At 42.6% G+C, this 26501-nt stretch carries 16 protein-coding genes; 5 read left to right on the top strand and 11 right to left on the bottom strand.

From position 1 onward, the window contains the following. Positions 1–481: 481 nt before the first annotated feature. The 4 genes from ZOBGAL_RS00770 to ZOBGAL_RS00785 all read left to right on the top strand — a co-directional run bounded on the left by ZOBGAL_RS00770 (position 482) and on the right by ZOBGAL_RS00785 (position 10145). Positions 482–1732, top strand: coding sequence for an MFS transporter (locus ZOBGAL_RS00770; protein WP_013991543.1), 1251 nt, complete (start codon positions 482–484; stop codon positions 1730–1732). A 452-nt stretch (positions 1733–2184) separates the two neighbouring features. Beyond that, a complete protein-coding gene (locus ZOBGAL_RS00775; protein ID WP_231854784.1) occupies positions 2185–5214 on the top strand; it encodes a SusC/RagA family TonB-linked outer membrane protein in 3030 nt (1009 codons plus the stop codon). An 11-nt stretch (positions 5215–5225) separates the two neighbouring features. Continuing rightward, positions 5226–6713 (top strand): RagB/SusD family nutrient uptake outer membrane protein, encoded by a 1488-nt coding sequence (locus ZOBGAL_RS00780; RefSeq protein ID WP_013991545.1) that lies wholly within the window; start codon positions 5226–5228, stop codon positions 6711–6713. Positions 6714–6836: 123 nt separating this feature from the next. Then, the gene (locus tag ZOBGAL_RS00785; protein WP_013991546.1) at positions 6837–10145 is read left to right on the top strand and encodes a VCBS repeat-containing protein; all 3309 of its coding nucleotides are present in this window, start codon (positions 6837–6839) and stop codon (positions 10143–10145) included. A gap of 56 nt (positions 10146–10201) precedes the next feature. Here the strand turns inward: ZOBGAL_RS00785 and ZOBGAL_RS00790 are convergent, their stop codons facing one another. The 11 genes from ZOBGAL_RS00790 to ZOBGAL_RS00840 form a co-directional block, all read right to left on the bottom strand. Continuing rightward, positions 10202–11218, bottom strand: a complete 1017-nt coding sequence (locus ZOBGAL_RS00790; protein WP_013991548.1) for a glycoside hydrolase family 43 protein — start codon at positions 11216–11218, stop codon at positions 10202–10204. A gap of 26 nt (positions 11219–11244) precedes the next feature. Next, a complete protein-coding gene (locus ZOBGAL_RS00795; protein ID WP_013991549.1) occupies positions 11245–12702 on the bottom strand; it encodes an MFS transporter in 1458 nt (485 codons plus the stop codon). Positions 12703–12708: 6 nt separating this feature from the next. Next, on the bottom strand, positions 12709–13848 hold the full coding sequence (locus tag ZOBGAL_RS00800) for an endo-1,4-beta-xylanase (RefSeq protein ID WP_013991550.1): 1140 nt from the start codon (positions 13846–13848) through the stop codon (positions 12709–12711). A gap of 297 nt (positions 13849–14145) precedes the next feature. Next, positions 14146–14625 (bottom strand): GNAT family N-acetyltransferase, encoded by a 480-nt coding sequence (locus ZOBGAL_RS00805; RefSeq protein WP_013991551.1) that lies wholly within the window; start codon positions 14623–14625, stop codon positions 14146–14148. Between the two features lie 298 nt (positions 14626–14923). After that, positions 14924–15673, bottom strand: coding sequence for a CPBP family intramembrane glutamic endopeptidase (locus tag ZOBGAL_RS00810; protein WP_013991553.1), 750 nt, complete (start codon positions 15671–15673; stop codon positions 14924–14926). Positions 15674–15976: 303 nt separating this feature from the next. After that, the gene (locus ZOBGAL_RS23735; protein WP_013991554.1) at positions 15977–16477 is read right to left on the bottom strand and encodes a hypothetical protein; all 501 of its coding nucleotides are present in this window, start codon (positions 16475–16477) and stop codon (positions 15977–15979) included. A gap of 142 nt (positions 16478–16619) precedes the next feature. Continuing rightward, complete coding sequence (locus ZOBGAL_RS00820) at positions 16620–20759, bottom strand: hybrid sensor histidine kinase/response regulator transcription factor (protein WP_013991555.1); 4140 nt, start codon at positions 20757–20759, stop codon at positions 16620–16622. 153 nt (positions 20760–20912) lie between these two features. Further along, entirely contained in the window at positions 20913–21407 is a 495-nt protein-coding gene (locus ZOBGAL_RS00825) for a hypothetical protein (protein WP_013991556.1), read from the bottom strand. Positions 21408–21655: 248 nt separating this feature from the next. Beyond that, entirely contained in the window at positions 21656–22312 is a 657-nt protein-coding gene (fsa, locus tag ZOBGAL_RS00830; protein WP_013991557.1) for a fructose-6-phosphate aldolase, read from the bottom strand. A gap of 11 nt (positions 22313–22323) precedes the next feature. Beyond that, the gene (gene xylA, locus ZOBGAL_RS00835; protein ID WP_013991558.1) at positions 22324–23649 is read right to left on the bottom strand and encodes a xylose isomerase; all 1326 of its coding nucleotides are present in this window, start codon (positions 23647–23649) and stop codon (positions 22324–22326) included. A 1-nt stretch (position 23650) separates the two neighbouring features. Continuing rightward, positions 23651–25135, bottom strand: a complete 1485-nt coding sequence (locus tag ZOBGAL_RS00840) for a xylulokinase (RefSeq protein ID WP_013991559.1) — start codon at positions 25133–25135, stop codon at positions 23651–23653. Positions 25136–25467: 332 nt separating this feature from the next. Between ZOBGAL_RS00840 and ZOBGAL_RS00845 the strand changes: the two genes are divergently transcribed. Next, a complete protein-coding gene (locus tag ZOBGAL_RS00845; protein WP_013991560.1) occupies positions 25468–26493 on the top strand; it encodes a LacI family DNA-binding transcriptional regulator in 1026 nt (341 codons plus the stop codon). Positions 26494–26501: the final 8 nt, after the last annotated feature.

Consider the following 26501-nt stretch of genomic DNA (forward strand, 5'->3'; position numbering starts at 1 on the left):
TAACTACAATGCGAAACACAAATGCAATGCTTGGTGAATATAAAAATAATATGGCAAACAAATGCCCCATCATTTACATAATCGCCAAATAAAATAAAGCCAAACCATCAAAAAATTAAAATATTGTTAGTTTTTTAAACGTAATACGAAGCCCTTTTTTATACATGGCCCATACTACGTCAAGTATACTTAAACTAAGGGTTCGGGACGTATTTGAACTTAAAGCCTTGACATTTGGAACTTTGAAGATAGCAAAGGTTTTAATAATAAGTGTATATTTAACACAAAAATTAAGCCCCTAAAGAACTTTAAAACCCAAAACATCCCTTTATATGGAGATGAGGGAGACTTGTTAAAATCGCTTTTTTTTTATCAATTACATATTTTTAATTTATCTTTCGTTTCGATTTTCGTAAAAAAATGTTTGATTAAAATTACTTTTACCAATCTGATCATATAAAAAACAACAAACCAATATCATATGGAAACAACAACGAACGGAATGGCCTCAAACGCCAATAGACTTTTTTACGGTAGCTGCTTTGCTCTGATCACCACCGCATTCTCTTTTAGTATCAGGGCGGGTATTCTCCCCCAATTAGGGGAAGAACTAAGCCTTAGTGGTGAGCAACTAGGTTTTATCAATTCGATGTGGTTTTTAGGATTTCCCCTGTCTATGGTTATCGGAGGGCTTATTTATCACAAGGTAGGAGGAAAAGCCATTATGCAGTTCGCATTCTTCGCCCATGCACTAGGTATTATATTGACGATTTATTCAGGAAGCTATATTGGCCTATTGATCTCTACCCTATTAATAGGTTTGGGCAACGGATGTACCGAAGCTGCCTGTAACCCCATGATAGCCGATGCCTATCAAGGAAACAGGATGAGCACCATGATGAACCGTTTTCATATGTGGTTTCCAGGGGGTATTGCCATTGGTAGCCTTATTTCAAGTTTTATGACCGATATGCATTTTGGCTGGCAAACCCAAATCTGGTTGATCCTTGTACCCACACTTGTCTATGCCTATTTGTTCTTCGGACAATCATGGCCCAAAGCCAAAGTCGAAGAAGCGGCCACTCTCGGTGGAAACTTCAAGGCTATGCTTTCTCCCTTGTTCCTCTTTATGGTCGCCTGTATGGCCTTAACCGCTATTTCAGAATTCGGGCCTAACCAATGGGTAGGATTGATCCTCTCTAAAAGTGGGGCCAACCCAATGATCATATTGGCATTGACGGCGGGTCTTATGGCCGTTGCCCGTTTCTTTGGAGGTGATATGGTAAAACAATTCAACCAGACCGGGGTACTTTTAGGTTCTGCGGTCTTAGCTACCCTCGGCATCTACTTATTCAGTACGCAAACAGGGGCAATGGCCTATGTTGCCGCCATCTTTTTTGCCTTAGGCGTTGCCTATTTCTGGCCGAACATGATCGGTTTCGTAGCCGACAAAATACCAAAAAGTGGTGCCTTGGGACTTTCGATTCTCGGTGCCGTAGGTATGTTCTCCAGTTCTATATTTCAACCTATCATCGGTGGATGGATCGATGCCGATAAGGCCAAAGCAGCAGCTCAAGGCTTTACCGGTGACGAACTGGAATTGGTTTCCGGCCAAGCTACCCTATTGACCATGACGATATTTCCCGGTATTCTCATTGTGCTCTTTACCATTCTCTATTTTTGGATGAAAAGCAAAAAGGAGGACAAAGTAGAAGCCGAAGTGGCATCATAATCCTATATATACTTATTGAAAATGAAAAGCCCGTAGAAACGGGCTTTTTTTATACCCCTTCCCACCTGATTCACGCCCCCACACTACGATCTCAACAGCCATCCCTATCACCAAATACGATACCCCCTACTCCTCCTCCTTCAATGCATTACACTATGGTTTCATTTGGATTGACCCACAGTTCGTTTTGTATTGGAAAGCTTGATTACAAGCCTATGCCCCATTTTAAACCAATTATCAGATTTTCAATTTTCTTATTCACTTTTCATTGAATTCATTACCACACCCCACAAATATTACTAACTACCTAATTTAACACCCCATATGCAACATAACTATTAGTATATGCATCAAATCTTTTACTGCAAGAAAAGCCCTTCATATACATTTGCCTCGGGTGAGGACGTGACATGGCCAATCACCTGAAAATTAACTAACTAAACTCAATGATTATGATTAAACTTAAACATGCGATCATTGCAATGTTTGCAATGATCGGGCAATTTGCCTATTCACAAACATCTACGGTCAGCGGTGTAGTTTCCGATGAAAGCGGAACCCCTCTTCCCGGGGCCACCATTGTTGTTTCGGGCACAACAAACGGTACTACCACCGATTTTGATGGAAATTATTCCCTATCGAATGTAGGCGCCACCGATAAACTGGAGTTTTCCTATGTCGGTATGACCGCCAAAGTCGTTGCGGTAGGCAACCAAACCAATATTAACGTAACCCTCGAGGAAGATGCACAGGCCCTTGAAGAAGTTGTGGTCGTAGGGTACGGCACACAATCTCGGGCAGAGGTAACCGGCGCTATAACCACGGTAGGTTCGGAAGAGATTTCCTCCCTTCCCGTGGCTACGGCCGATCAAGCGCTACAAGGTAGGGCTGCCGGGGTTACCGTATTGAATTCCGGTTCCCCAGGTACAGCGCCCGTCGTTCGAATTAGGGGGTTAGGCACCATGAACAACAACGACCCCCTTTACGTTATTGATGGGGTCATAGCCGGAGGTCTCGGTGATTTAAACCCAAACGACATAGAATCGATCAATGTCTTGAAAGATGCTTCCACCACCGCCATTTATGGGTCCTTAGGTTCTAACGGTGTAGTTATGGTAACCACTAAAAAAGGAAGAAGGACAGGAAAAACAGTCATCAACCTCGATTCGTACACAGGTATACAATACTCCAATCAACGGTACGACCTTTTAAATACACAAGAATATTTACAATTTGCACAAGATGCCTTTGGCTTTACCCCTACTTCGGCCCTATCCCAATCCGGTAACAATACCGATTTTCAGGATGCGCTATTCAGAACAGGCGTAATGCAAAAAGTCGACCTCGGTATTTCCGGCGGTTCGGAAAACAGTGATTTCAGGTTCTCCGCTGGCTATTTAGACCAAGAAGGGGCCGTTATAGAAACGGGCTTCGAAAGATTCTCTTTCCGTGCCAATAGCAATTTTACCTTAGGGAAATTCAAGTTCGGCGAAACCTTGGCGGTTTCGTTCAACAAGCAAAACCCGGAACGGAATTTGGGAGATCGCTCACTATTGGAACATGCAATCAAAATAGCTCCTTACCTCCCTATTTACAACCCAAATAACTTACAAGGTTTTCAGGGCCCTAGCAATGGTTCGGACGGACAAGATGCCGAAAACCCGATTCGCGTACAGACCCTAGGCGAACACGTAAACAAATCTTCGGGTATTATCGGAAGTCTCTTCGGTGAATACGAGATAGTTGAAGGGCTTAGTTTTAAGAGCCAAGTTGGTTTGGAATATAGAAATTCAAGCACCAATATCTTTAGGCCTTCCTATAACGACGACAGTGAAGGAGGCAATACCCACAGCTCGGATTTTGCCGCTATAACCAGGAATTCAGGCTTAAGAAAATCGATTATCTTAACCAACAGCCTAAATTACTCAAAGACTTATAACGACCTTCATAACTTAGAATTTTTAATTCTTGCCGAAAAGCAAGAGCAATCGGACGAGCTATTGAATTCCAATAGCCAAAACCCGATTACCAACGAGCTTGACCAAGTTTCCAACGAACAATCGTTCTTAGAATCAAAATCATACGAATACAACCGTATAGGTTACTTGGCCCGTTTGAACTACAATTATGATCAAAAGTACATTCTGGCCGCCTCTATTAGAAGAGATGCTTCTTCGCGTTTCGGGGAGAACAATCGCTGGGGTACTTTTCCATCGGTAGCCCTAGGTTGGAACATTGCCAACGAAAGTTTCTTGGAGAACTCCTCGATCAACACCTTAAAACTTAGAGGAAGTTGGGGTATTACAGGAAACGATAGAATTGAGGACTATAGATATAGCGCCACACTTTTATCCAATTTCTTTTATCCTTTGGGAGAGGGACTTGCCACGGGTACCACTCCGGGCGGATTGGCCAACCCTGATTTAAAATGGGAGGAAACTATCATGAAAAACATCGGACTTGATTTTGGTTTTTATGACGGAAAAATCACAGGTGCCTTAGAGTATTACAACAATACCAGTAACGACCTTCTTATGGACCGCCCCTTACCGGGTTCTTTGGGCATACACTCGGGAGTAGTAACCGAAAACGTAGGCTCCGTTGAAACAAGTGGATTTGAACTTAATATAGGATATAACGATTTTGAAGGGGACTTTACCTGGTCGGCCAACCTTAATTTGGGTACATCTAGCAATGAAGTACAATCACTAGGTGAGAACGAGTCGCTTTCCGGAGGCTTTTTTGAAGGGCAAAATATTTCACGTGTTGAAGTCGGGCAACCCTTGTTCTTCTTCTATGGCTATGAAACCAATGGTATATACCAGACACAGGGCGAAGTCGAGGCAGTGCTTGACCAAGTTCCCGACGATAAAGGCGAAGTCACGTACAATGCCGGTGATATCCGTTTCGTAGACCAAAACGGAGACCGAAAAATCGATGACCAAGACCGTGTCAATATCGGCAACCCATACCCTGATTTAACTTATGGATTAAACTTAGACTTCAACTACAAGCAACTCGACTTGAACATGTTCATTTCCGGCGTAGCGGGTGTAGATGTCTACAACACCAACATCTATGATTTAGAGGGGATGCCCAGATTGTTCAACGCAGGAACAAATGTTCTGAATAGATGGACAGGGCCGGGAACTTCGAACTCCGTACCCCAAGCTGGCGGTGCCGATGAGAACTTTACCTTGATTTCCGACAGATTTGTTGAAGACGGCTCTTATACACGCCTAAAGAACATTACTTTAGGCTACACCCTGGAGAACACTTCATTGGAAAGGTATTTTTCCAAATGTAGAATTTATGTAAGCGGACAAAACTTGATAACCATTAGCGACTACTCTGGGTTAGACCCCGAAATCGGAAACCCGTTGACCAATGATGGAGGTAGCCGAAGATATGAACTGGGAATTGACAGGGGCAACTATCCACAACCTAAATCAGTTTTACTCGGAGTACAATTATCATTCTAAAAAAAATTACCATGAAAAAAAATAAAATATTTTTGACGATTCTCGCCACTTTAGGCTTGGTGCTTTCCTGTAACGACGATTCCTTGGAGCTGACCAACCCTAACGAGTTATTGCCAGATAGCTTCTTTGAAAACCCCATACAGGTACAATCTGCAGTAAATGCGATTTACTCCAATTTACAGACCCAAGGGCTCTATAGCCGTCATATGTTCTTTATGATGGACAATATGGCGCATGAAAACGGAGGAAACCCCCAGCTCGAAGCGGACAAAAGGCAATATCTCGATTTTTCCTTTACTCCATCACATGGCGCCATCGGGGCGTATTGGGAAAGCTGCTACAGGGGCATAAACAAAGCTAATTATGTTATAGAGAACGAAGAGACCATCAATGCCATTCTACCATCGGTCATGACCAATGAAGACAAGCAAAGGGCACTTGGCGAAGCTAAGTTCTTAAGGGGACTTTTTTACTTCTTTATCGTCACCCGATTTGGAGACGCTCCATTGATCACCACCTTGCCCCCCGAAGACGGGGTCGGTTTTTCCAAGAACACCGAAGCGGAGATCTATGCCCAAATCGTAAAAGACCTGAAAGAGGCCATACCCGTACTTGATACCAAGGCCAATACGGAAAACGGTAGGGCCACCAAAGGTGCCGCTCAGGCATTACTAGGTAAAGTATACCTTTTCTTAGAGCAATACGAAGATGCAATGGCCCAATTCAACGACCTTAGCGGTTACGCCCTTGAAGACGATTACTTTGACAATTTCAAGGAAGAAACCGAATTTGGGGTCGAGTCGATTTTTGAGATCCAATATGATGACGATCTTGGGTTTGGTGCCCAATGGAACTCCGACAGATCGGGAGAAGGTCCGAACGAAGCTACGTTTAGAGGCCAAGAATACGGGTTTAACGATTGGTTCAATGTCTTTCCTTCCGATGACCTTTTAGAAGAATATGAGGCCGGCGACATACGTTTCGAGCAATCGTTCTACGTTAACGGTGACAAGTTTGGAAAAGACAGTGCCCTGACCGTTGATCATTTCCCAAGTAACGGAGGTGGTAATGCCGGTTGGGCAAAGTATAACAATTACTATAAGGATGATAATGAAGACCAAACCTCAGGTATCAATTTCAAGTACTTAAGATATGCCGATGTTCTGTTGATGATGGCCGAATGCGAAAGTATGAGACCCGGCGGCGACCAAGATGTAGCCGTGGGCTATATCAACGAGGTTCGTGAAAGGGCCATGGTAGATCCCCTACCTATGGGCCTATCGCAAGCAGAGGTCTTCGAGGCTTTGATACACGAGCGTAAAGTAGAACTGGCCGGTGAGCAGTGCAGGTTCAACGATATTATCCGTTGGGGCATTGCCAGCACCGAATTGGCCGGCACTGGTTTTCAAGAAGGCAAACATGAGAGATTGCCGATACCGCAAGCTGAAATTGACGCTAACATCAACATTAGCTCGGCCGACCAAAATCCGGGATACTAGAACTGATTTAATTGATAGTTTTGAGTTAGTTTCTTTTAAAACAGTGTGTTTCCTGAGCACACTGTTTTTTATTTTAACCGCTATCCGCAAAAAAATGTAACTTAATTTTTTGAACTCACTAACATGAACTTCAAGACATACAGCCGATTTTTAATCTATACCATTATCCTTACCTGTATTGCCTGTTCCCCTAAAGGGAAAAGTCAATTTAAAGGGAAGCTCTTTGCTACCTTAAGTCCCGAAACTACGGGAGTGAATTTCAGCAACGACCTAACCGAAAACGACTCGCTCAACTACTTTACCTACTCATACCTCTATATGGGCGGTGGTATAGCCGCGGGCGACATCAATAACGATGGATTGGTAGACTTATACTTTACCGGAAATCAAGTTTCCAACAAACTTTACCTGAACAAGGGCAACCTTCAATTTGAAGACATCACCGAAAAGGCAGGTGTTTCTGGCGATAACCGCTGGTATACCGGTGTTACCATGGCCGATGTAAATGGCGATGGCCATTTGGATATTTATTGCTCCGTGGGCGGCAAATTCGGCCCAAAGAACAATGAGCTCTTCCTCAACAACGGAGACGGCACATTTTCGGAAAAGGCCGCCGAGTACGGTATAGATGACATCGGCAACAGCGTTCAGGCCACTTTTTTCGATTACGACAAAGATGGCGACCTAGATCTCTTCGTGGCCAACTACCCCCCTACCCGGTTTGACTCCCCCACTTTTGTGTATTCCTATAAAATGAAAAATGTCAATGATTACGAATCTGGACATTTGTACCAAAACAACGGAAAGGGCTTTACCGATGTTACCGAGGCCTCGGGCCTAAAGGCCTTCGGGTTGTCATTGAGCGCTACCGTAGGGGACATCAACAATGACTCTTGGCCCGACCTCTACGTTTCCAATGATTTCAACTCCCCCGACTTTATGTACCTGAACAATCAAGACGGAACGTTTAAAGAAGTGGTAAAGCAAGCTACATCACATACCGCCTTTTATGGTATGGGTGCCGATATTGCCGATTTTAACGACGACGGTAACCTCGATATTTTTCAGGTCGATATGGATGCCAAATCGAACCGGAGAAAAAAGGCCAATATGGCCAGTATGAACCCCGAACTCTTTTGGGACGTAGTAAATGCCGGATTCCACTATCAGTACATGCACAACTGTATGCAAATGAATTCAGGCGTATTCGAAGATGGCATCCCACATTTTTCCAATGTTTCCCGAATTACGGGAACCTCCTCTACCGATTGGAGCTGGGGCCCTCTTTTTGCCGACTTTGACAATGATGGCGATAAAGACCTTTTTGTTTCCAACGGAACACGACGGGAAATCAACAACAATGATTATTTCAACCAGCTCAAGACCATTACATTGAGCAAGGATACCTTGTTGGCCCTGAGCCAAAAAATCCCATCCGAAAAAATAGACAATTTTATATTTAAGAATACGGGGCAACTTGAGTTCAAAAGAGCCAATAAAGACTGGGGTATTGAATTCGAAGGTTTTTCTAACGGGGTAGTTTACGCCGACCTTGACAACGATGGCGACCTAGAGATCGTTACCAACAATATTGACGATAAGGCTTCGGTTTTCAAGAATAATGCTTCGGAGACCAACAACTACATCCAAATAAAATTTAAAGGAAACCCTTCGAACCAATTCGGTCTGGGATCCCGTGTTTATGTTACCAGTAACGGAAGAACCCAAATGCAGGAACTGACCCTTACCAGAGGATTTCAGTCTTCGGTAGCACCAATACTCCATTTTGGTCTAGGGGATGCGACCCAAATAGATACACTTAAAGTGGTTTGGCCCAACGGAAAAGTCCAACATCTAAACAGACTCGATGCCAACCAAAGCCTTACCCTACTTCTTGAAGACGCCAATGGTACGGACGAGAACAGCGCTTCAGAGGAACCTGTACTTTTCACAACCGATAAGAGCGTAAAATTTCCGCCCTACAAACATGTTGAAAACAGCTATGACGATTTTGCAGACCAAGTTTTGCTTCCCCACAAAATGTCTTCCTTCGGTCCCACCCTTGCTACGGGCGACCTGAACAATGACGGCTTGGACGATTATTTTATCGGTGGTTCCGCGGGTCAAACGGGCGCCATATTCCTGCAGACCGCTGAAGGGTTCAAAGAACAATCTTCCCCCTTTTTAGAAGAGGATAGGCAAAGTGAGGATACGGGCTCTTTAATTTTTGATGCGGACGGAGACGGTGACCAAGACCTTTATGTAGTCAGTGGCGGATACGAATTTGCCGTAGATTCGGAAGCCCTGCGCGACAGATTGTACCTCAACGACGGCAAAGGGAATTTTACGAAAGCCGCCCCCAATGCCCTGCCCGACCTAAAGTTTAGTGGTTCACGGGTATACCCATCCGATTTTGACGGCGATGGCCAAGCCGACCTTCTGGTATTGGGCAGACAGGTACCGAAACACTATCCCAGCCCTGCAAGCAGCTATACCTTAAAGAACAACAGTCGAAACGGAAATGTACGTTTCGATGTGTTCGACCAAATGCAACCCGAGGCCTTTGAAAACCTTGGTATGGCCACCAGTGCCGTAATTACCGATTACGACAACGACGGACGGAATGATATTATGATCGTTGGCGAATGGATGCCCATTCGTTTGTTCAGAAATACGGATAAAGGTTTTAAAGAAGTTTCCGAATCGCTCGGCTTGACCAAGGATACCACAGGCTGGTGGTGGAGCGTGCAGCAAGGCGATTTCGACAAGGATGGCGATATGGACTATATCGTAGGCAACAACGGCAAGAACTACAAGTACAAGGCCACCCAGGAAGAGACCTTTGACATCTTCGTAAACGACTTTGACAAAGACAATAAGGAAGATATCGTGTTGAGCTACTACAACGATGGAAAACAATACCCCTTACGAGGGCGGGAATGCTCTTCGCAGCAGATTCCTTCGATCAAGCAAAAATTTCAAAATTACGAGAGTTTTGCCGAGGCGACCTTAGAAGATGTATATACCGAAAAATCGCTTGAATCGGCCCTGCACTACCAAGTGAAATCTTTTGCCAGCATCTATTTAGAGAACCACGAGGGCAAATTTATCGTCCACGAACTACCCGTCTTGGCCCAGACCTCCAATATCAATGAAATACTGGTCGACGATTACGACAAAGACGGAAACCTAGATGCACTCGTTGCAGGAAACCTGTACGCCTCAGAGGTAGAGACCCCTCGTAACGATGGGAGTTACGGCCTATTACTAAAAGGGAATGGACAAGGAAGCTTTGAAGCCCTACCAGCTTCTAAAAGTGGCCTATTCCTAAAAGGCGACGTTACCCAAATGGCCCCGATAACGGTGGCCAAAGAAAAGTATATCATTGCGGTCAAAAACAATGATTCACCACAATACATCAGAAGGAAATAAAACGGAAAGAGGGGGCAAAATAGTTGCCCCCTCTTTTTCTTAGTCCGTCTATTTTTCTACTTATACGGATCCAGTGTAACAATGGTACCGTCTTGGTTGTATTCAATTTCAGCAACCTTTACGGACCTAAGGTGTGTTACCCCTTTCGAAAGGCTCGAATCGTGGTAAAACAAGTACCAATTCCCATCAACTTCACATATGGAGTGGTGCGAGGTCCACCCTACCACGGGGTTTAAGATCCTGCCCGCGTAGGTAAAAGGACCGTAAGGACTATCTCCCATCGCATAACAGATGTAATGGGTGTCTCCCGTAGAATATGAAAAATAGTACTTGCCCCTATATTTATGTACCCATGAAGCTTCAAAGAAACGTCTTTCGTTATCGCCTTCCAACAGAAGGTTTCCGGCTTCATCTAAAATCCGTACTTCTTTAGGTTCTTCCGCAAACTCAAGCATATCATCGCTCAATTTGGCAATGATAGGCAACAAGGCCGCTTCGTTCGGTCTGGGCAATTCATGGGAACTATCATAGGTATTGTTGCGGTACTTTTGCAACTGTCCGCCCCAAATTCCTCCAAAATACATGTAGTAACTACCGTCTTCGTCTTCAAAAACCGCAGGGTCTATGGAGTAACTGCCCTTTATTGCTTCCGGCTGGGGTACAAAGGGGCCTTCGGGAGCATTGCCCACGGCCACACCTATCTTAAACCGCCCGTCATAATCCCGGGCCGGAAAATACAAATAGTACCTTCCGTTTTTGTGCGCCGCATCGGGGGCCCACATTTGTTTTTCTGCCCAAGGCACATCATTCACATGAAGGGCGACACCATGGTCTACGGCCTCACCATTTATATCCTCCATAGAGATTACGTGGTAATCTTCCATGGCAAAATGGCTTCCCAAATCATCGAAGGGAATACCTGATTCTACATCGTGGGAAGGGTAAATGTATATTTTCCCATCAAAAACATGGGCCGAGGGATCAGCCGTATAAATGTGCTTTACCAAGGGTTTTGAGATCGCACGTTCGTTCAATTCATTAAAGTCAATATGTTCAATAGGTTCTTCTGGCATATTATGTACTTTATTTTGTTTTGCTTTTATTCGATTCTTCTTTTCTTTAGCTCCTCTTCGATCAGGGTCTCCTTCTCTTTGTTGATCTCATAGAAAAAGAGCAATCCGATTCCCAATAGAAAGGGAATGGCAGGATAAATACTAACGAGCATTCGTGTACCTTGAATTGCCGATTCGGGTTGTACGATCGCCTCCCCTACCACGGCGGCTTCCTTGGAAACGTAATTGTAGGCACCGAGAATTGCGGTTACCAAGGCACTTCCAATACTCAATCCTCCCTTTAAACCGACCATCATGGCTGAAAAAATTATGGCGGTGGCCCTACGATTGTTCTTCCATTCGGAAAAATCGGCCACATCGGCGATCATTGCCCACAACAAGGGTATGGTCAACCCATAGAAAAATCCGTGAAAGATCTGCGATGTAAATATAAGCCCTACTGAATGGGGCGAAAAGAAATAGAAGAACATTATGAACAAGGTCGACAAAAAGAGGGCTACCATAAAAACATCTCTTTTCCCGTATTTATCGGCAAACCTTTTTGACAGGGTAATACCGAGTATCATAAAAATAATCCCACCCGCATTGAAGAGTCCAAAACCGGCCGATACCGGATTCTCCCCAAAAAAGTTCACATTAATGGATACCAAGAAATCAAGTAGGGGCTGAATAAAACAAGTAAGGCTTCCTTTGTCTACATAGTTTTCAAAATAGTAAACATAGGCCCCTCCTTTCATGGCCAAGGTAACAAATACCAAGGTAGTGACCACCAACATTATGATCCAGGGGATATTCTGAAACAAATCGCCCAAATCTTCCTTAAGGGTCGATTTCTGGTCTGGCGTAGGAACAATACGCTCTTTGGTCGTAAGAAAGGTGATGATAAGCATAACGGTTCCTATAATGGCCAACCATGTCATTACTATTTCTATACCCACGGCCTTATCGCCATTGCCGGCAGACTCGATTATCGGCAGCATGAATACCTGTACAAAAAACTGGGCGAACATTACGGCTACGAACCGGTAGGCCGACAAGCTGTTCCTGTCTCCCATATCCCCCGTAATGACCCCGCTCAATGCGGAATACGGTAAATTATTGGCCGCGTACAACAAGAGTAACAAGGTATAGGTCACTACGGCATAGATCACCTTTCCCTTGTAATCGAAATCGGGTGTACTGAACGCCAATAACGCCACGACCCCCAATGGAATCGCCGTAAACAAGATCCATGGCCGGAACTTGCCCCACCTTGAAGAAGTACGGTCGGCCAGAGCCCCGATAATAGGGTTGAAGCCGAAGGCGGCAATAAGCCCCACGGTCAATATAATACCCGACGCATGCTTGGTTTCAAGACCATAGATGTCCGTATAAAAATAGGCCAAGTAGGTCATTAAAGTCTGGAACACCAAATTTGCGGAGAGGTCGCCCAGGCTATAACCGATTTTCTCCTTAACCGATAGCTTTTGAGTTGATGAATTCATGGATGTTTAGTGTTGGTCGGTTGAATCGGTCTTGAGTTGAATGACCGCGTCGTATGCTTTTTTAGTTTGGTACTCCCTATCAAATAATAGCGGATAGTTGGTTCTATTATTTATGGGCCAATTGTTCAGCCAAGAACTTTGGTCATTGACCCCCCAAAAGGTAACCCTATCAATTTTATCGCTATGCTTGAGGAAGAGTTTAAATATATCGCGGTAACGCTCGGCCAATTGCACTTGAACGGAATCGGGCAAACCCTCTGTATAGGGGTTCATTTCTTCGCTATTTTCAAAATTCTGGCTGACCTCGGCACCCTCAAGTTCCCAAGGATTGGGCAGTACGGTAACGTCAAGCTCCGTAATGGCGACTTTTATCCCCAAGTTCGCATAGGCTACGATGCTGTTTTCCACTTCTTCCAGCGAAGGTTCGGTCAGGCTCCAATGGGCTTGCATACCCACCCCATCGATCTTGATTCCGTTTTTCTGAAGGTTCTCGATGACGCGAATGGCCCCCGCCCTTTTTTCGGGCTTCCACATATTGTAGTCGTTATAATACAATTTGGCTTCCGGGTCGGCTTTTTCGGCAAGTTTAAAGGCCATGTCTAAGTAACGGTCCCCTATTACCTTTAAAAAAATCGATTCTCGCAAAGAGCCATCTTCATTTAGGGCTTCGTTGACCACGTCCCAGCTATCGATCTTACCTTTGTAACGCGTGGCCACGGTATTGATATGGTCACGTATGTAATTGGCCATGGTGGCGCTATCTTTGACCGAGTTCATCCAAGGTCCGATTTGACTATGCCATAACAAGGTATGTCCCACAACGTGCATTTTGTTCTTTTTGCCCAGGGCCACATATTTGTCGGCCATATCAAAATAAAAGGAATCGGGAGTCGGGTGGATCTCTGCCCATTTCATGACATTTTCCGGACTAATACTATTGAACTCCTTCTTCAAAACATCTAAGGCCTTGGCGTTTTTTTCCGTGACTATTTGATCGTTCACCGCCGCGCCAATGTAAAAGTTCTCTTCATAAAGTTTTTTAAGACTATTGAGCTCGTTTACAGTGTTTCGCTTATTCTCTTTGACTTTTCCACAACCCAGCAGAAACAATAGTATTCCTAGAAATAACAGAGCGGTTTTTAGCATATCGTAAAATTTGATCAGATTAGTTAGGGTATTACCAAAATTGCTCAATGTGCAATTTATCGCCCTAGTGATTAACAATAGGATAAAAGTCGGGAAATTCCCCTTCCTGTGTATATTACAAATGATGCGCTATCTAGAATATTTGTGGCATTTTGCCCCATAAAAGTGATGAGCTTTAAGTAATTGGGCACGATGCAGAAAATGCGAGTGATTAAAACTCACGTTTTTAAGTGTAGAAAATGAGTGGTTTTAATTAAGTTTTGATAGGGTCAGTTCATTACTAAACCATCCTAATTTTTAGTTTTCTTCAGCATTGCCTTTAGTCCTTTCTATTCCTTTATATACATTTGGATTATGCTTTTCCATGTAAAATTCGGGATGGGACAATGCTGTAAATCCAAATTTCCTATAAAGCCATTCTGCAGTGTCAGTTAGTAAAATCCATCGTCTTAATCCTTGTAGGTTTGGATGTTCCATGATTTCATTTATCAGCCATTTACTTAATCCATTTCCTCTATATTCTTTAAGAACGAATACATCTCCTAAATAGGCAATTGTGGAATAGTCCGAAATTATTCTGGCAAAACCGATTTGTTTGTTATTATGATACAGTCCAAAATTCAGAGAGTTTTCAATGGATGTTTTAAGGGTGTTCATTGGAATTCCCTTAGCCCAATCAGTTTCGTTTGAAAGGAATTTATGGATGCAAAGAATATCCAATTTATCCTTATCAGTTGAAATGGTGTATTCCTTTTTATGCGTTTCTACTATTTCCAATCCAGTATATTTAAGTCATATAAAGGTATGGATTTACCCATAACAGTACATATACTTCTATTGTACCCGTAATTTTCTTAAGTCTTTTGTTGTGTCATTACCTGAGAAAGCATAGTGAATAGGTGTTTTTAGATTTAGAGGATGATTAGTGCGGTTTCATAGTTTCACTTATTTGAATCAATTATTTAAAAACATCACGGGAAAAACCCCTACCGTTTACAGAAATCAGTACAATTTTGATACGGTTTAGAATTGGACAGACCCCTGTTTATTTTGCTGCTATAAGTTGGTAAAACGGCTATCCGCTAATTTGATAAAAGATACAATAAATCATTCCTAAGTTAAAAGCTGCATGGCATACTATTGCACCTAAAATAGACCCTGAACGCATCCTACATATGTAAAAAAGTATACTGACACAGAACATACTTAAAACCCAAATTAGAGTGGGTACCAACAGGAATTTCCATTCTTGATTTACGAATACCAGACCAAAGTGTGAAATGTGGACAAGGGCGAATGCCGAACTATCTATTAAAGAAGCCTTTCTATCTCCTAAGGAAGTTGCCATACTTGAGTGGACGATTCCTCTAAAAAATAGCTCCTCGCCAATTGGGCTAAACGTCATTCCCGTTACAGCCATGATACTGAACAAAACGAGTTTTCCTTCCTCGTCAATTCCTGTAGGGATATTGTAAGATTGGGCAATATAGTAGTACCAATTTTCAAAAGTATTGCCGTACAAGACTGCCCCCAAATGGTACAATAAAATACTGAACACTGCGCCAATTACAAAAGCAATACCTAACCAACCAATGGTGTCCGGTTTTTTAAGACCTATTTTCCTTCTGCCCAATTTACTCAAAAACAAAAAGGGTACTAATGCCGAAATAAGCATTATTAATCCTAGCCAACTATAATTAGCTATTTGGTTCGCCTGCAGCACCAATGCGAAACGAGGAATACAAATGAGTAGGATTAGAAAAAAACCGAATTTCCAATCAAAATTGAAAATCTTTCCCCAAAACGGTTTTAATTCTTCCTCCATAATCTGTTTTAGCCCCTTAAGTTGATTCAGCTTTTATTGAGCTTACAATTAACTTGGCACGTACACACCAAACTGAAAGTCAGCATAGATTTTTTAGAAATAGGCAAGAACAGGCAATTGCTTATAGCCCTCGTGCCTTTTGCACAACTCAAAATTTCAAATAAATACGTCAATTCTGATACGTAATAAAAATAATACCTTTTTTAAATCAGTAAGTTATGATTTTTTATAATTTCAAAAAATAAGGGTGTTGTACTCCATGTCGAGTTGTGCAATGGCTATTGTTCTTGTTCTTTTTTTTCTTTACGTAATCATTGCTTTATCTCCCTTTTTTCCTTTTTTTACTCGTTCTGAATATCCAGCAAAAAAGAAAGGAATGTTGTCTTCATTTCCATTTTCAATTCGTTGTTTCACTTTCTCAAAGGCTAGAATTGAAATTTCAAAATCAGGTTGTCCAGTGACTAAAATCGGTTGATTTAATTGGTCATACCAATAATATTCCCCCCCGTAATTTCGTCTGGCAACTTCAAATATATACGAACCTGCTTGGGCAATTATGTCCTCTAAGATTCCAGAATCCATATCATCTTTGTTTTCTGAAAACAAGCTCAAAATTTCTTCGTCTAAAACAGTTAAACTAGATTCGCTGTAATCCAATCCGTCATCTAGTCTTTCGTTGAAACTTGAAATGAGTTTTTCCGCATTATTCGTTGTTTTTTCAATAAATTCTAATTGAGTTTCATCAATCGGATTTTCATTAGTTTTACCGTTTGATTTTTTCTTAAAGAAGTCAAATAATCCCATAATTTACTTTTATTCTCAGTATTTTTTAATTGAAGTCCAACGTAGGTGTATATGTAATTCAAACACATCTATTTCACCTCCCTAATTTACCCAATTCTTATAAATTATTAAGATTTTCACTACAATAAAAATTAACAAAATCTTACTTCACCTCCGTAGGAAGGTATCCGAAATGCGCCTTAAAGCATTTGGTGAAATAAGAAGGAGAGGAAAAGCCTACTTTAAAGCATACTTCACTAATAGATTCGTTTCCGTTCTCTATCATCTGCTTGGCCTTTTCAAGTCTGATCTTTCTTAAAAATTCATTGGCCGAGCATCCGGTAAGGGCTTTTATCTTTCGGTACAATTGGCTTCTACTGAGGTGTAGTTCTTCCGCCAATTGTTCTACGTTCAAATTTTCATCGGACAGGTTGGCCGTTATATAATCGAGTACCTTGGTGATAAAGCCTTTGTCGAGCTCCGAAGTGTTTTCGGGTACTTTTACATTGTTCGAATCGTTCAGATATTTATTGAACAATACCCGTCTACTGTTCAACATTTGCTTTAGTTGGGCGCGAAGCACCTTCATTTCAAAAGGTTTGTTCAAATACACGTCGGCGCCCGAATCTATACCTCGTACCCAATCGTCGGTCATGGTCTTGGCCGTAAGCATTAATATTGGTATATGGCTGGTCTTCAGGTCTTCCCTTACGCGCTTGCAGAACTCAAACCCGTCCATTTCGGGCATGACCACATCGCTCAAGATTACATCGGGTATTCTTTTTAAGGCCATTTCAAGGCCCTGGGTTCCGTTTACGGCTTCAATCACGTTATACTCCTCACGCAGTTCTTTTTTGAGATAGGCCCTCAGCTCCGCATTATCTTCAACTACAAGTAAGGTCTGATTGTCGGTATCGACCGTCAATTGATCCAGAAGCCCATCTTCTTGCTTCACTTCCAGTTTATCGTCTAGGTTGATATCAGGGGCCAAGAACAGTTCACTAGGTTTAAAATGTGCCTTGCCCAAGGGAAGGAAGATCCTGAACTTGGTACCTATCGATGCTTCGCTCTCTACGCTTATTTTTCCTTTAAGCAAGTCGATAAAACTCTTAACTACCTCAAGGCCAATACCCGTACCCCCGTAATACTGGCTATTCATATGCTCAGCCTGATAGAAGCGCTCGAATATTTTTTCCAGATCTTCCTTCTTTATTCCGGATCCGCTATCCTCAATTGCGATTTCAACCGCTTGGACCGGTTTTTCATCATTGACCTGCGGAAACACCATTGCTTCATTACACTTAAAGACTCCTATGGTAATGCTTCCGTTATCAGGGGTAATCTTAAAGGCATTCGACAAAATATTAAATATGATCTTCTCGAGCATAGAAGGGTCGCTCCAGAGGGTGATCGGCATTTCGTCGGATTCTACCTGAAATAGAATGTTTTTTAGCGAAGCCTCTTCCTCAAAATGTCCCGCAATCTCACTGACAAAGGCTATCGCTTCCAACTCCGATATCTTTACCGTTAATTTATTGATATCTAGCTTCCTGAAATCCATTAACTCATCGATCAACCTTTTCATTCGGTTGGTATTCTTTTGGATGGTCCTTAATTTTTCCCTTATTTTTTTGGAAAACTGGTTTTCCGTATCGGTCAATATATCTTCCAAAGGGTTAAGGATAAGGGTAAGCGGCGTTCTAAACTCATGCGAGATATTGGTAAAAAATTGAATTTTTCTATCGTTCAACACCTCTTCTTGCAATCGCTTTTCGCGTTCAAATTGAACCATACGTTTTTCGCGTATCCTTTGGCTTGCCAAATTGGCTAGAAAGTAGGTAATCAAAAGAATGGCCAGCACGTATAAAAAAATGGCCGTATTTGTACTCCACCATGGAGATAGAACCTTAATTTTCAGTGCCGTAGGGCTATTGTTCCAAACCCCGTCATTGTTTGCCGCCTTCACCTTAAAGACATAATCGCCCGGCGGCAGGTTCGTATAAGTAGCACTTCTGGTTTTACCGACATAGTTCCACCGATTGTCAAAACCTTCTAAAAAATAGGCGTATTGGTTCTTCTTGGGCCGTGTAAAATTAATGCCCGCATATTCTATGGTAAAAACCGACTGATCATGCGTAAGGGTAATAGCCTTTGTTCGGTCTATCACCTTTTCCAAGGGTGAATTTTGTGTACCGGGAACCACGGACTTGTTAAAGAGCTTAAAATCGGTAAAGTAAACCTCTGGTTTTACCTCATTAAAGCGTAGGTTTTCGGGATCTATGGAATTAACGCCTTCATAACTTCCAAAATAGAGAATCCCCGATTCATCTTTAAAAATGGAATTGAAATTAAAATCATTGGCCAAGAGCCCATCATGGATATCGAAATTCTTGAAGTTTTCTTGTTCTACATCCAATCTAGAAATTCCGTTGTTCCCCCCTATCCAAATAGCCCCACTATCATCTTCTAGAATTGAGGCTATGGTCTGTTGTGATAAACCGTTTCTATCGCCATACCATGTAAATGTATCTTTAGAGGGGTCGTATTTACACAAGCCCCCACCATCCGTACCGATCCAGAGTATGTTCCTACGATCTTCAAATAAGGATACAATTCTATCCACGACCAATTGTCGCCCTGTATCTTCGTGCATACGCTCTACCAAGGAAATCGCCTTGTCCCCGGCAGAAAAATCACTGGAAATTTTATACAAGCCCCCAGTTGTTCCCAACCAGATAAAGCCATTACTATCTACCAAAATTTTTCGTACCTCCCCATGGCTCGGAATCAGGTCATGAAAAATTTCCTCGTTGTGAGCGGTAAACTTTTCCGTTTGGGGGTCATAGGAATGCAAGCCCGTTACATAGGAGCCAATCCATATGATGCCATTTTTATCCTCATCAAAGGTCATAATACGGTTACTGGTTAGTCCCCCCTCAGTATTTGAAGTTTTATAATTTATAAACGTGGAAGTATTTTTTTTCAGGAGATAGATTCCAGAATTCCACGTACCTACCCATAGATTGCCTTGGCTATCGAAAAACATACCCGCAACGGCCGCTGCATGCAGGTTCGTTGCTATAGGGTTTCCTGGGTCTTTTAAATGGACTATCTTTTTGCTTTCCGAATCATATACATCGATCCCGCCACCGTCTAAACCGATCCACAATCTGCCTTTTTTATCACTCACAATACCCGTGACGGATGGCAATTGCAATGAATTGTTCAAGTTGGCCGAACTCTCGATATCCTTGAATTTATCATAGAGGGTATCGTAAACCCCGACCCCCTTGTTATAGTAACCGATCCAAATACGTTCTTGGCTGTCTACAAAAACAGTCCATATAGAATTCGATTTGATACTATTCACATCAAACTTATCGTAGCGATAGTTCTTGATCAAGCTTCCATCTGCCTTTAGTACAAAAAGTCCGTCGTTTTCCGTACCGCAAATGATATTGCCATCTGCCGCTTGGGCAATGGAAAATACCCTTTCTTGGGTAAGGCTAAAGGAATCGATCTTATACTTGTTCGAAGACAGGAGTTTTATTTTTATTAATCCATCCGACAGAGTACCCAACCAAATGGCCCCATCCTTATCTTGAAACAAAGTCTCAATATTTCGAGACAGACTTTCTACCACTTCGCCCTTCCCATTCACTATTTGTGAAGGGCTCAACTTGACACCGTCATATTCAAAAAGGCCGTAATTTGTAGCCACGTATATTTTACCCGTAACACTCTTTAGAATATAGTTGATCTGAATGACCGATTTATTTATGGTAGACTGAATAGGGATCGACTCACTACGCAAGCTTAACGGATCGACCCTAAACATCCCATGGTAATGAGAGCCCACCAAAAGCTCTCCATTAATACCTTCTTGAATGGCCCTGATAAGCACACCACCTTCTATTACGGCTTCATCCCTAAGTTCTATTTTATCGAAGTTATCAAGGTCTCTATTATATAAATCCAAACCCGTTTCCGTGCCGACCCAAAGTCTATCCTTGCGGTCAATATATGTGGTGTGTATTAGCGAATTGCTTATGGATTTTGGTTCATTAAGATCCTGCTTGTACGTAATAAAATCAATACCGTTATACTTTTTAAGTCCCACGCCATTGGTCCCCATCCAAATAAGCCCCATACTATCTTCAACTATAGCGGAGACGGCTCTTTGCGTATTGTCTTGCTCGATATTCACAAAAGTGTAATCAGTTTTGGAAACCTGTGCACAGAGATGACCTTGCGCACACAAGGCACATAAAATCAATTTACAAACCGCTTTTACAAATTTCATTTCCGTGAATATTAAATACACTTCGATCTATAGACTAGAATATATTGAGAAGAATTTTTTGATGCTTCTACCTTTCAGAACCCGGTTGAAGATAGGCGAATTGTTGATTTCAAACAAATGGACCCATTGGCGGAAGACTTAGATATAAGGTATTTAGTTTTTGATGTAACGGGTTTTCCAAAGCACTTGCCCGGCTTTATCCTTCCCTTCCAAATACACTACGGTATCGGACAAAAACCGAAAAGACACGGTCTGGGTATGTGTCCCTTGAAAGTCGCGATCCACCATTAGCCAGTTATCCTTATCCGAGAATGACCCAATGCCCGAAAAGCATTCCCCTTTTTCATTCTGGCCCAAGGCCACAATTTTATCGGTGGTACTATCGTAGCTTATCATTTCTACCAAAATGGGCGTATATGCCCCATCACGTAGCCGAAGCACTTCAACTTGTAAGGCCGTACCGTCCATTTTCGGCACGTTTACCATTTTTATCTGTGGTTCATCCCCAATCTCGTTCGATTCGGGAGAGACCGAACTTCCCCATTCACCTATGTACCTTTTTAGACAAGAAGCTTGGTCAACTTTGACTTCTTGTGCCCATATACCCATGGTGCACATCAACAGTACTAGTGTTATTTTGCTTTTCATATACAAGCTTTTGAATTATTGGCTGTCAGTCGAAAAATTAAAAAATGGGGTACATTATCTCGGGGCAAGCCCGCGAGGCATTAAAAGGAATACACCTTGATTTCGAGGCAAGCCTAGGAGCATTTAATCTCGATTATCGAGTAAAAGCAATATTGCCGATAGCAAGACCATCGGCAATATCATATATTGAAATCGAACGTAAACCTTTTTTAGACCATAACCCTATGGCAGGTCTTCATATCGTTTACCTATGCATTACCTTTTTGATAATCGGCCAAAAACTTCTCTAAACCACTATCGGTCAAGGGGTGTTTTAGTAGACCTTCGATAGCCGATAAGGGCCCGGTCATTACATCTGATCCTAATTTTGCACAATTGATGATGTGCATGGTATGCCGTACGGAAGCCGATAGGATTTCCGTTTCAAAACCGTAGTTATCATAGATCAAACGGATCTCTTCGATCAATCGCAAACCGTCGGTAGAGATATCATCCAACCTCCCCAAAAACGGGGAAACGTAAGTCGCGCCGGCTTTGGCGGCCAATAAGGCCTGCCCTGCGGAAAACACTAGGGTAACGTTTGTTTTTATTCCTTTATCGGAGAAATACTTACAAGCCTTGACCCCATCTGCGATCATGGGCAACTTAACCACGATCTGTGGGTGTAAAGCCGCTAATTCCTCACCTTCTTTGATCATGCCCTCATAATCGGTTGCGATAACCTCAGCGGAAACATCACCTTCAACCTTTTCACAAATGGCCAAGTAATGCTTTAAAATATTGTCCTTTCCCGTAATGCCCTCTTTGGCCATTAAGGAAGGATTGGTAGTTACGCCATCCAAAACACCTAACTCGTAGGCGCTTTGAATGTCGTTTAAATTTGCTGTATCAATAAAAAACTTCATAGTTTATCTTCTTAGATGTACTGGTTGATAATGTTTTCGAACAACTCTTGCTTTCCGCTCTTAAGTTCCAGCTCGCCATTTTCCTGGGCTAGCTCATAAAGGTTCTCAAGGCTTAGTTTACCGGCCTCAAAATCTTTTCCCTTACCAGAATCAAAAGAGCTGTAGCGTTTTTCGCGTAGTTTGGTATAATCGGAAGAAGTGATGATCTTATCGGCAGTAATCAATGCCCTTGCAAAGGTATCGGCACCTCCGATATGGGCCAAGAAGATATCTTCGAGATCGGTGGAGTTTCTTCTGATCTTGGCATCGAAGTTCACACCACCACCTTGCAGACCGCCAGCCTGTAAGAATACCAACATAGCTTCGGTGGTCTCTAAAATGTTGTTCGGGAACTGATCGGTATCCCATCCGTTTTGGTAATCCCCACGGTTGGCATCCAAGCTTCCCAACATTCCCGCTTTGGCGGCAACTTCCATTTCATGCTGAAAAGTGTGCTGTGCCAAAGTAGCGTGGTTTACTTCGATATTTATTTTGAAATCTTTTTCAAGTCCGTATTCCCTTAAAAAGCCGATTGCGGTAGCGGTATCAAAATCATACTGGTGCTTCGTAGGCTCCATAGGTTTCGGTTCGATAAAGAAAGTACCTTTAAAACCTTGCTTACGGGCATAATCCCTCGCCATGGTCAAGAACTGCGCCATATGGTCTAACTCACGGCCCATATTGGTATTTAGAAGAGACATATAACCTTCACGTCCTCCCCAGAAAACATAGTTCTCACCATCTAGGGCAATCGTTGCGTCCAAAGCCAATTTCACTTGACCACCGGCTCTGGCCACCACGTCAAAGTCAGGGTTTGTAGCGGCACCGTTCATGTATCTCGGGTTAGAGAAACAGTTGGCCGTACCCCATAATAATTTTATACCTGAGGCCGCTTTCTTTTCTTTGATATAATCGGTAATCGTGGCCAGTCTTTTTTCCGATTCGGCGAAAGTCGGGCCTTCTTGGATCAAATCGAAATCGTGAAAACAAAAATAATCGAATCCTATTTTACTGATAAATTCAAAAGCGGCATCCGCCTTATCCTTTGCGGCCTGAACGGCATCGGTAGATGCATCCCAAGGAAAGTTCTGTGTACCTGGGCCGAATGGATCTGAACCCTGCCCACAGAAGGTATGCCAATAGGCGATAGCAAACTTGAAGTGCTCCCTCATGGTCTTGCCCGCAACAACTTGGTCGGGATTGTAATATTTAAACGCTAAAGGGTTGTCAGATTCCTTCCCTTCAAACTTGATGTCTCCAATTCCTTTAAAGTACTCTTTGTCTCCTAATAATGCCATGTTACTTGTTTTTTAATAATTGTTCTAATTCATTTTTCCATGCGGAATATGCGGATTGCAATGCTTCTTTTTCTTCGGAAGGCTTATAGCTCATGACATAATCATTGGCCATAATCTGCTCGCCGAAGCTTGAAAAGTCGCCATCGCGTAAAATACAGGCCCTGGCTGCGCCAATAGCGCCCGTGGTATTATATATTTCAATTTCACGACCGATAAGTGTCGCTATGGTGTTCGAAAAAATTTCCGATCGAAACAGGTTATCGTTTCCTGCCCTGATTTTGGTAGCGGTAATACCGTCTGACCGAAGAATTTCCATACCGTAAACAAAGGAGAAGGCAATACCTTCGAGTGAAGCCCTACACAAATGGGCCTTGGTATGGTTGTTCAGGTTGATACCAAAAATGTTGGTTCCCAAATCTATATTGTTCAACATGCGTTCGGCACCATTGCCAAAAGGCAATATTTTTACACCATCGGAACCTTGTGGTACCGAATTGGCCAAATCGTTCATTTCATCGTATGAGGCAACACTTAGGTTATTCAGCAACCATCGGTATTGTATACCGGCTCCGTTGATACAAAGCAGCTTCCCTACAAAGCGATTGGCTTCGCTGTAATTAACGTGGGCAAAATTGTTGACCCTTGAGCTCTCCTTGACAGAAAGGTTATCGGTAATGGCATAGATCACACCAGAGGTCCCACCTGTCGCAGCTACCTCTCCCGGATTAAAAACGTTTAAGGACAAGGCATTGTTCGGTTGGTCTCCCGCACGGTATAAAATAGGCGTACCTACTTTTAACCCTGATTCTTTTGCCCCTTGTTCCGAAACTTTACTCTGTACGGAAAAGGTATCGACGATTTCCGGAACATGTGCTTCGTTCAATCCGTAATAATCCAACAACCAAGTGGCGAGGCTATTCGTCTTAAAATCCCAAAATATACCTTCGGACAAACCCGATAAGGTTGTATTTGCCGTACCGCTCAACCTACAGGCGATATAATCTCCCGGTAGCATGAATTTATGGATACGCTCAAAAGTTTCCGGCTCGTTTTCCTTGACCCATTTTAATTTAGAGGCGGTAAAATTGGAAGGCGAGTTCAAAAGGTTTTCACTACAACGATCGTTGCCCAGTTCATCAAAGGCCTTTTGCCCGATGCCCACTGCCCTACTATCGCACCAAATAATGGAATCCCGTAAGGGCTTCAAATCTTTGTCGACCACAACCAATCCGTGCATCTGATATGAAATACCGATTCCCGTGACCTCTTCGGGTTTGATATTATTTTCCGAAAGAAGGGTTTTGGTGGCCGTACAAACGTGCTTCCACCATGTATCTGGATCCTGTTCGGCCCAACCATTGTTAATGGCAAGAATATCCATTTCCGTTTTGGGTTCGCTAACCACGGCCACGGGCTTACCTGTGCCCACCTCGACCAAGGCCGCTTTTATTGACGAACTTCCGATATCATAACCTATACTGTACATAATTTTTTGATGTTTGAAAGAGCTTAGGGTTTTTAACGGCAATTTTGCCAAATAGCTTTTACCGCACTAAAAACCAAGCCCTTTTGTCAAATTTAAACCATAACTTAAAACGAGTGGCAGATAATTCGTTTCCGTACTAAAATACGAAATACAATTGTTCTTAAAATCAAAATATCACAAATACAACCTATTAAAAATCAGATATTTACAAATATGTTGATTTTTCGAAATGGGTTTCGTAAAAAACAGAGGTCCTAAATATTAATTTAGCGATCGGGAAGATCAAAAAGAAGTAAAATCTTATTGACGATATTTAGTATCTTGATGCAGTTATGAAACGAAAAATAAGTTTAGACGATATCGCCAAACATTTTAAGGTATCTAAATCTACCGTATCCAAGGCCCTTAACGACAGTCATGAGATAAGTGCCCGTACCAAGGCCAAGATCATTGCCTATGCCCGTGAACACAAATATCGCCCCAACCTAAACGCCATCAATCTAAGAAAAGAGCCGTCGCACTCGGTGGGGGTAATCATACCCAACATTCTCAACTATTTCTTTGCCCAGGCGATTAGCGGTATTGAAAAAGTATTGAACGACCACGGGTACAACATGATCGCGTGCATCTCCAACGAATCGCATAAAAAGGAAGTCGCCATTACCGAAATGCTCCGCAAAGGAGCCATATCGGGACTCTTGGTTTCCTTGGCGGAAGAAACCGGAAAGCTGAACAACATTGACCACTTCAAGCCCTTTTTAAACAAAGGCATACCAATGGTCATGTTCGACCGTGTATCATCGGAACTCAATTGTGACAAAGTCACCATAGACGATAGCAAAGCGGCCTATAATGCCACGGAACACCTTATAAAATCGGGATGTAAGCGTATTGCCATAGTATCACTATTGGGAGACCTTGAGATTTCAAAGCTTCGGATCAACGGCTATCACCAATGCCTAAAAGACCATAACATCGACCTAGATAAAAGCTTGATCTTTGAAAAGCTGGAAAAGTCGTTTATGGAGGTCGAAATCAGAAAATTGCTTTCCGCCGGAAAAGTAGACGCGATTTTAGGTTTAGAGGAAGAAGCCGGTGTTACCTCTTTATTGACCGCCAATTCACTGGGGATAAAAATCCCCGAAGAACTTTCCATTATCTGTTTTACCAACGGGGTGCTCCCCAAATACGTACGCCCCAGCCTTACCTCGATTAGCCAACACGGCTATTATATGGGAGAAAGGGCCGCTAGGCAATTGGTCAAAAGAATAGAACAGAACGATAACGGAAATACCTTTGAGACCGAGGTCATCAAAACCACCATGATCGAACGTGAATCTACCGTGCCTGTCGCCTAGAAAACACT

Origin of the sequence: Zobellia galactanivorans (assembly GCF_000973105.1) — a bacterium.
GTDB lineage: Bacteria > Bacteroidota > Bacteroidia > Flavobacteriales > Flavobacteriaceae > Zobellia > Zobellia galactanivorans.

What these genes read in the sequence shown, in the direction of transcription:
- ZOBGAL_RS00770 (WP_013991543.1), top strand. Translation starts at nt 482, where the DNA reads ATGGAAACAACAACGAACGGAATGGCCTCAAACGCCAATAGACTTTTT.
- ZOBGAL_RS00775 (WP_231854784.1), top strand. Translation starts at nt 2,185, where the DNA reads ATGATTAAACTTAAACATGCGATCATTGCAATGTTTGCAATGATCGGG.
- ZOBGAL_RS00780 (WP_013991545.1), top strand. Translation starts at nt 5,226, where the DNA reads ATGAAAAAAAATAAAATATTTTTGACGATTCTCGCCACTTTAGGCTTG.
- ZOBGAL_RS00785 (WP_013991546.1), top strand. Translation starts at nt 6,837, where the DNA reads ATGAACTTCAAGACATACAGCCGATTTTTAATCTATACCATTATCCTT.
- ZOBGAL_RS00790 (WP_013991548.1), bottom strand. Translation starts at nt 11,218, where the DNA reads ATGCCAGAAGAACCTATTGAACATATTGACTTTAATGAATTGAACGAA.
- ZOBGAL_RS00795 (WP_013991549.1), bottom strand. Translation starts at nt 12,702, where the DNA reads ATGAATTCATCAACTCAAAAGCTATCGGTTAAGGAGAAAATCGGTTAT.
- ZOBGAL_RS00800 (WP_013991550.1), bottom strand. Translation starts at nt 13,848, where the DNA reads ATGCTAAAAACCGCTCTGTTATTTCTAGGAATACTATTGTTTCTGCTG.
- ZOBGAL_RS00810 (WP_013991553.1), bottom strand. Translation starts at nt 15,673, where the DNA reads ATGGAGGAAGAATTAAAACCGTTTTGGGGAAAGATTTTCAATTTTGAT.
- ZOBGAL_RS23735 (WP_013991554.1), bottom strand. Translation starts at nt 16,477, where the DNA reads ATGGGATTATTTGACTTCTTTAAGAAAAAATCAAACGGTAAAACTAAT.
- ZOBGAL_RS00820 (WP_013991555.1), bottom strand. Translation starts at nt 20,759, where the DNA reads ATGAAATTTGTAAAAGCGGTTTGTAAATTGATTTTATGTGCCTTGTGT.
- ZOBGAL_RS00825 (WP_013991556.1), bottom strand. Translation starts at nt 21,407, where the DNA reads ATGAAAAGCAAAATAACACTAGTACTGTTGATGTGCACCATGGGTATA.
- fsa (WP_013991557.1), bottom strand. Translation starts at nt 22,312, where the DNA reads ATGAAGTTTTTTATTGATACAGCAAATTTAAACGACATTCAAAGCGCC.
- xylA (WP_013991558.1), bottom strand. Translation starts at nt 23,649, where the DNA reads ATGGCATTATTAGGAGACAAAGAGTACTTTAAAGGAATTGGAGACATC.
- ZOBGAL_RS00840 (WP_013991559.1), bottom strand. Translation starts at nt 25,135, where the DNA reads ATGTACAGTATAGGTTATGATATCGGAAGTTCGTCAATAAAAGCGGCC.
- ZOBGAL_RS00845 (WP_013991560.1), top strand. Translation starts at nt 25,468, where the DNA reads ATGAAACGAAAAATAAGTTTAGACGATATCGCCAAACATTTTAAGGTA.